Annotated in this window: 6 protein-coding genes; all 6 read left to right on the top strand. The window is 61.2% G+C overall.

Features of this window, described 5'->3' with window-relative positions; genetic code table 11:
* The first annotated feature begins 139 nt into the window (after positions 1–139).
* The 6 genes from Q0105_RS02640 (at position 140) to Q0105_RS02615 (ending at position 6,341) form a co-directional block, all read left to right on the top strand.
* Positions 140–664 (top strand): hypothetical protein, encoded by a 525-nt coding sequence (locus tag Q0105_RS02640; protein ID WP_298208461.1) that lies wholly within the window; start codon positions 140–142, stop codon positions 662–664.
* 135 nt (positions 665–799) lie between these two features.
* Positions 800–1,603 carry a tetratricopeptide repeat protein gene (locus tag Q0105_RS02635; RefSeq protein ID WP_298208459.1) on the top strand — a complete coding sequence of 268 codons (804 nt, stop codon included), beginning with the start codon at positions 800–802 and terminating at the stop codon, positions 1,601–1,603.
* A gap of 572 nt (positions 1,604–2,175) precedes the next feature.
* Complete coding sequence (locus tag Q0105_RS02630; protein ID WP_298208457.1) at positions 2,176–2,844, top strand: GntR family transcriptional regulator; 669 nt, start codon at positions 2,176–2,178, stop codon at positions 2,842–2,844.
* Positions 2,844–4,331 carry a malonyl-CoA decarboxylase gene (locus tag Q0105_RS02625; RefSeq protein ID WP_298208466.1) on the top strand — a complete coding sequence of 496 codons (1,488 nt, stop codon included), beginning with the start codon at positions 2,844–2,846 and terminating at the stop codon, positions 4,329–4,331. Before Q0105_RS02630 ends, Q0105_RS02625 begins: the two co-directional genes overlap by 1 nt.
* Before the next feature lie 69 nt (positions 4,332–4,400).
* Positions 4,401–5,393, top strand: coding sequence for a tripartite tricarboxylate transporter substrate binding protein (locus tag Q0105_RS02620; RefSeq protein WP_298208455.1), 993 nt, complete (start codon positions 4,401–4,403; stop codon positions 5,391–5,393).
* Between the two features lie 144 nt (positions 5,394–5,537).
* Positions 5,538–6,341, top strand: coding sequence for an enoyl-CoA hydratase/isomerase family protein (locus tag Q0105_RS02615; RefSeq protein WP_298208465.1), 804 nt, complete (start codon positions 5,538–5,540; stop codon positions 6,339–6,341).
* The last annotated feature ends 62 nt before the right edge of the window (positions 6,342–6,403 follow it).

The following is a 6,403-nucleotide window of genomic DNA, read 5'->3' as shown; positions in this document are numbered from 1 at the left end:
AATGAAGACCAGAGCGCGTTTGTCGCGCAAACAAACGGGGGAGTCCATCCCATCAATCGAGCGGACGACTTCGAGCTGGCTTCGCTAGCCCGAAGCCGCCGCTCATGTCGAACGTTAGGCCTCTTATAACAAGCACCATATGAGCCCCGATCAACTCGTTACGCTTGCCTCCCTGGTTCATTCAGGATCAATAGGAGTTCCTTGCTACATTGCCTGGTGCGACGAACTCATCCGAGAAGAGAGCGCTCCACCTGCATGGGTGCTAGAGCTTTCCATCGAACGAACGCCACGCAAGGCGGCAGAGATCCTGTTAGCTCAAGCAAATTACGTCATGTCAGAACGTTGGTACATATTGGAGACAAGTCATTTGGCAAGCGCCTATGAATTTCTAAGATATCGAAGCCATCGCATGTCATGGGAAGACTTCCTTCGAACCGCCATTCGCATTTCGCACACTAAATATTCGGTGTGGCCCACGTCTGACTTCGAACGCTTCCTTGAAGCATACGTTGAAAACGAATTTGCTTCGTCAGTTGAATATGCTCAGGCCAAGCATTTGGAACAAGTTCTCGACGAAGAGCTCCATGAACTGGCTTGCCTAGATGCCGCATTCCCATTGGAACCTTTGAGGAAAATCGAAGCCGGAATGGATGCGGCGACATGAAAATTTTGGCATCTGCCATCAGCCTAACTAGTTGGTCAAGCCGACGCCCACAAGCTCCGCTTGTGGGTTACCGCGAGCGTTAGGCTTTCCCACCAATTACCGCACATTCTTGGCATCCCACCAGTCGATCTCAGCATGTTCAAAAGCATCATCACTTTTTGCGCCGTCATTCTTTCTGCGCTTGGAATGTCATCCACGCAGGCGAATGCCTCTTCCCTTGCAAAGGACGGGCTAGTAGTCAAGGTAGGCGATGTCATCGTGCAGCAAGGCAAGAGCGGATGGTCCGCAATCAAGATTCTTGCTATCGATCCATGGCCAGACGGAACTGCTGCAGCACATTGCTTGACATACCAACCGATCGCCGTCAAGCCAACTATCGAGTCACTTAAGCAAGCTCCAGTCTTGGCTTGGCACGCTCCAATAAATGCAGGAAGTTTCGGCCAAGGCTGGGAACGTATTGGAAATCAAGCCCCAATAAAGGAAGAGTTGGTAGGCTTTGTTGAGTACCTTAAGCTGACAGACTTTCCCCGCTACATCGCCTTCACGGGGCAGGATTCCAAAGTAATTGTTCAAAAAGCCAACGAGCACTACAAGCGCGCATACGCGCTTGGGGACCAAGGCAAAAGAGTAGAGGCAATCACGGAATACAGTCAAGCAATTGAGTTGTTCCCGCTCTTCTACGAAGCTATCGACAACCGCGCCTTCACTTACATGGAGCTGGGCAAATTTCGCGAAGCACTTAGCGATTTCGAGCGATCCTTGCGAGTCAATCCTACTGGAATGGCCGCTTTCTTCTCAAAGGGTGAGTGCCTTATGAAGCTTGGGCAGTTAAAAGCAGCCGAGGCCGTTTTTCAAGAAGGCCAGAGTCGCTTTCCCGAACAGCAGGCCACCTTCGAAAAATTCTTAAAGCAAGTTCGGGCTCTGCAAAAAAATGGCTAAGGTGTCTACGCTCATCAGCCTAACTGGTTGTTCAACAGGACGTCTACCAGCTCTGCTGGCAGCCGCCTGTTAACGTGGGCGTTGGGCGTCCGCTTTCATTTGCCGTAACCGGCTGCTCCTGGCCGATAGCAGCCGCGCGTATCAGAATACCCGCTCGCCGGGCTGCAATCACCAATTCTCGCCTTGGCTGGACGCTCGTTAGGCAGACTGCGGTGCGCTGAGACTGGGCAATTCCGGCTGACCGGAGTGCTGTGAGAGCCCCTTTGTTGGCTCTGCAGGCACAACCTGCCCAGTGCCCCCGCGTTGCTCCGCCGCCGCAATCCCCCACTTTTGTGTAACCGAACCCTTCAACACGCATTTTTTACTTGTTATTTTGCGTAATTATGAGAAATTACACGCATGACGAAGCAATGCATCCGGTAGCCAGCAATTAACGGTGTGTTGCGAGCAGTAAAGGTGGGGCAAGCCGTTGTGTGTTTGCGGCGGCTCCTTCCGGTCTGTGTGCGCCACAGGAACCAAGCGATCAACCAAGTACCTCAGTGGGTCGATGACCCTGGAGCCCTGCCCACACCATGCGCCCCGTTCCGAATTCCCTGCACGACGAAGTCGCCTCGCGGCTGCGGGATCAGATTTTTGCGGGCGACCTGCTGCCGGGCAGTTTTCTGGACGAGGCCGCGCTGTGCGTGCGGCTCGAAATCTCGCGCACGCCGCTGCGCGAGGCGCTGAAGGTGTTGGTGGCCGAGGGTCTGCTGCGCCACGAGCCGCGCCGGGGCTGTTTTGTGGCCCAGATCACCGAGCGCGATCTGGACGATTTGTTTCCGGTGATCGCCCTGCTGGAGGGCCGTGCCGCGCACGAAGCCACGCGCAAGGCGGGTGGGGCCGACGTGGCGGCTCTGGAGTTGCTGCACCAGCGGCTGCAGCAGTGTGCGGCCGAGGGGCGCATCACCGACTATTACGAGGCCAATTACGCCATCCACGAGGCCTTTATCACGCTGGCCGACAACCGCTGGCTGGCCCAGGTGATTGGCGATTTGCGCAAGATTTTGCGCCTGGCGCGCCAGCAGACGCTGCATGCGCCGGGCCGTCTGCAGCAAAGCCTGGCCGAGCACATGGCCGTGTTTGCCGCCCTCAAGGCGCATGACTGTGACGCCGCCGAAGAGGCCATGCGCACCCACTTGCTGCGCCAGCGCGATGCCCTGCGCGACGTAGCCCGCAATCAGCAATCGAGATTGACGCCATGATGAACAGCACCCCCGAATGGATCACCCGCAGCGTGTCGCGCCTGCGCACAGCAACTCCCGCAACTGACAAGGCGGGCGACAAGGCCGCAGGCAAGGCCGGGCTCGACAAGTCCGTGACCGATGTGGTGGCCAAGGTGCCCACGCCGCGCTCCACCAACGAGCGCCTGCAGGCCACGCTGCGCCGTGGCAATGAGGCGCTGTCGCCGCGCGCGCTGCGCCGCCTGCTGGCCGATCTGCAGGAGGTGGTGGCCCCGCAGGTGAGCGAGATCGAGGGCGGGCGCCGCGCCCAGGTGGTGGCCGAGTGGTATGCCAAGGCCGAGCCTGAGGAGCGGCGCGACATGTGGCTGCTGATGGGCGAGCAGTTTGCGCCCGATGCCACCCGCTTCAAGTCGGCCCGCCAGCGCTACGAGGCGGCTGCGGGTACGGCCGAGGAGGGGCAGGCCGAGATCAGCCTGCGCCGCGCCCTGGTGTCGCCGCGCACGCGGCTGCTGCAGCGGTTTTCGGCGTTTCCCGAGGGCATGCGCTTTTTGCTGGACATGCGGGCCGCCATCTTGCCGCTGCTCAAGGCCGACAAGCGTTTGTTGGCGCTCGATGCCGAGCTGGAGCATTTGTTCTCCACCTGGTTCGACGTGGCGTTTTTGGAGCTGCGCAGCCTGTCGTGGGATTCGCCTGCTTCGCTGCTCGAAAAGCTCATCAAATACGAGGCGGTGCACGACATCCGCAGTTGGGCCGACCTGAAGAACAGGCTGGACAGCGACCGCCGCTGCTACGGCTTTTTTCACCCGCGCCTGCCCAACGAGCCGTTGATTTTTGTGGAGGTGGCGCTGGTGGACAAAATCTCGGCCAGCATCACGCCGCTGCTGGACGAAGCCGCCGCGCCGGTAGACATCTCGCGCGCCACCACTGCCATCTTCTACTCCATCAGCAACACCCAGACGGGCCTGCGCGGCGTGAGTTTTGGCGACTCGCTCATCAAGCATGTGGTGGAGACGCTGATGGCCGAGTTTCCGCGCCTGCGCACCTTTGCCACGCTCTCGCCCATTCCGGGTTTTCGCTCGTGGCTCTCCAAACATGCGGGCGCGATGCTGGAGCGCCTGGACGACAAGCGCCGCGCCGAGCTGGGCCGCGCCGTGGGTTTTGAGCCACCGCAGGCCACGCACCTGCTCGCAGCCATCGACAAGGCGCTGGAGGTGGACGCCAAGTCGCCCGTGCGGCAAATGCTGCTCGAATGCGCCGCGTACTATCTGGGGCGCGAGCTGAATGAGGGCAAGCCGGTGGACCCCGTTGCCCGCTTTCACCTGGGCAATGGCGCGCGGGTGGAGCGGCTCAACTGGGCGGGTGATCCTTCGTCAAAGGGGCTCAAACAATCGTATGGGTTGATGGTGAACTACCTGTACGACTTGAAGCGCATCGACAAGCACCGCAGCTTGCTTGCGCAGGGTAAGGTGCCTGTTTCGGGAGACATCGAAAGCCTTTGCCGCGGCTGACCGTGGCGCCCGGCCGGGCGCTGCCAACAGGCCGCTTTTCTTTTTTTACAACGACAGGAGACAAGAGAAATGACCGAATCGCGAATTCAACGGCGGGATGTATTGCTGGGCGCGGCCGCCGCAGGCCTGGGCCTGGCCAGTGGCAGCAGCTGGGCGCAAAGCGACTGGCCCAACAAGCCGGTGAACCTGGTGGTGCCGTTCCCGGCGGGCGGCGGCACCGATGCCTTTGCCCGGCCGCTGGCCGCGCAGTTTTCCCGGTCCACGGGCAAGACGCTGGTGATCGAGAACCGGGGCGGTGCCGGTGGCACCGTGGGGGCCAGCTTTGCCGCCAAGGGCGCGCCGGATGGCTACACGCTGTTCATGGGGGCCGTGCACCACACGATTGCACCGTCGATGTATCCCAAGCTCGACTACGACATCGAGAAGGATTTCATCCCGCTGTACCTCCTGGCCAATGTGCCCCAGGTGGTGGTGGTCAATCCAAAGAACGTGCCGGTCAGCAATTTTCAGCAGTTCATGGACTATGTGAAGCGCAACCCCGCCAAGCTCAACTATGGATCCGCCGGCGCGGGCACCTCGCACCACATGGCGGGCGAGTTGTTCAAGCAGCAAACGGGCACCTTCATCACCCATATTCCCTACCGGGGTGCGGGCCCTGCGCTGCAGGACCTGATCGGTGGCCAGGTGGACATGATGTTCGACGGCCTGGGCTCATCAGCGACCCACATCAAGGCGGGGCGCATCAAGGCGCTCATGGTGTCTGGCCCCAAGCGCAATCCGGCCTTTCCGGATGTGCCCTGCGCCGCCGAGCTGGGCCTGCCCGACTACACCGTGACCACCTGGTACGGCCTGTGGGCCCCCAAGGGAACGCCCGCCGACGTGCAGGCCCGCATCGTGGACGAGGTGCGCAAGCTGGGCAACGCCGACGAGCTCAAGACGATCTGGGCCAATAACGGTGCCGACTACGGCGGCCTGACCCAGCAGCAGTTTGCCGCCATGGTGAGCAGCGAAGTCAAACGCTGGGCGACCGTGGTCAAGGCATCGGGGGCAAAGCTCGATTAACCCCCTGAGGCGCTTCGCGCCTTCCCCCTGAAGGGGGACGCCACCCGTGGCCTGGCGAAGCCAGTTCCACGGTGGCACTCGCGATAGCGCCGCGCGGGTTTTACGGGTTGATGGATGTGCACAACGCAATGGATGCAAACCAAGATGTCGGGTGAAGTGTTGATGAATGCGGGTGAGCGCGGCGTGGTGCATGTCACCTTGCGCCACACCGGGCGGCTGAATGCCATGTCGCGGCCCATGTGGCGGCAATTGCGCTCTGTTTTTGAGAGCATTCAGCGCAGTACAGATGCGCGCTGCGTGCTGATTGAGGGCGATGGTGGGGCGTTCTGCGCGGGTGGCGACATCTCGGAATACCCCGGCTTTCGTTTTGACGCTGCCGCCCTGCGCGACTTCCATGAAAACGATGTGTGGGGCGGGCTGAACGCCATGTTGGCGTGCGACGTGCCCATCGTGGCCAGCATCAACGGTGCCTGCATGGGTGCGGGGGTCGAGATCGCAAGCTGCTGCGACATCCGCATTGCGGGCAACGCCGCACGGTTTGGCGCGCCCATCGCCAAACTCGGCTTTCCCATGGCTCCGCGCGAGGCGCAACTGGTGGCGGGCGCTGTGGGCGACGTCACCGCGCGCCAGATGCTGCTGGAGGCCGCCACCTTCACCGCGCCCGAGATGCTTGCGCGCGGTTTTTTGAGCCGCGTGGTCGCCGACGACCGTGTGGCCGCCGAGGCCCTGGGCAGCGCACAGCGGGTGGCCGCGCTGGCGCCCCAGGCCGCCCGCATGAACAAGCAGACGTTTCGGATGCTAAAAGTGCCTGTAGCGCTTGATAATAAAGCGCAAGCAGCTATCGAAAGCATAGTAAACGGCACCTCTGACCCGTATGCCTATGCCGACAGCGCCGAACACCGGGAGGGCATCGCCGCGTTCCTCGGCAAGCGCGCCCCTGTGTTTTGACTGGCGCCGCGCCGCCAGCCCCCCCAATTTCTGTCTCCTCGCCAAACATCAAAGGCCAAGCC

The organism is Acidovorax sp., assembly GCF_027492855.1.
Lineage (GTDB): Bacteria > Pseudomonadota > Gammaproteobacteria > Burkholderiales > Burkholderiaceae_C > Acidovorax.
The sequence above is the reverse complement of the archived record's forward strand: the minus strand, read 5'-3'. Positions and strand labels throughout refer to the sequence as shown.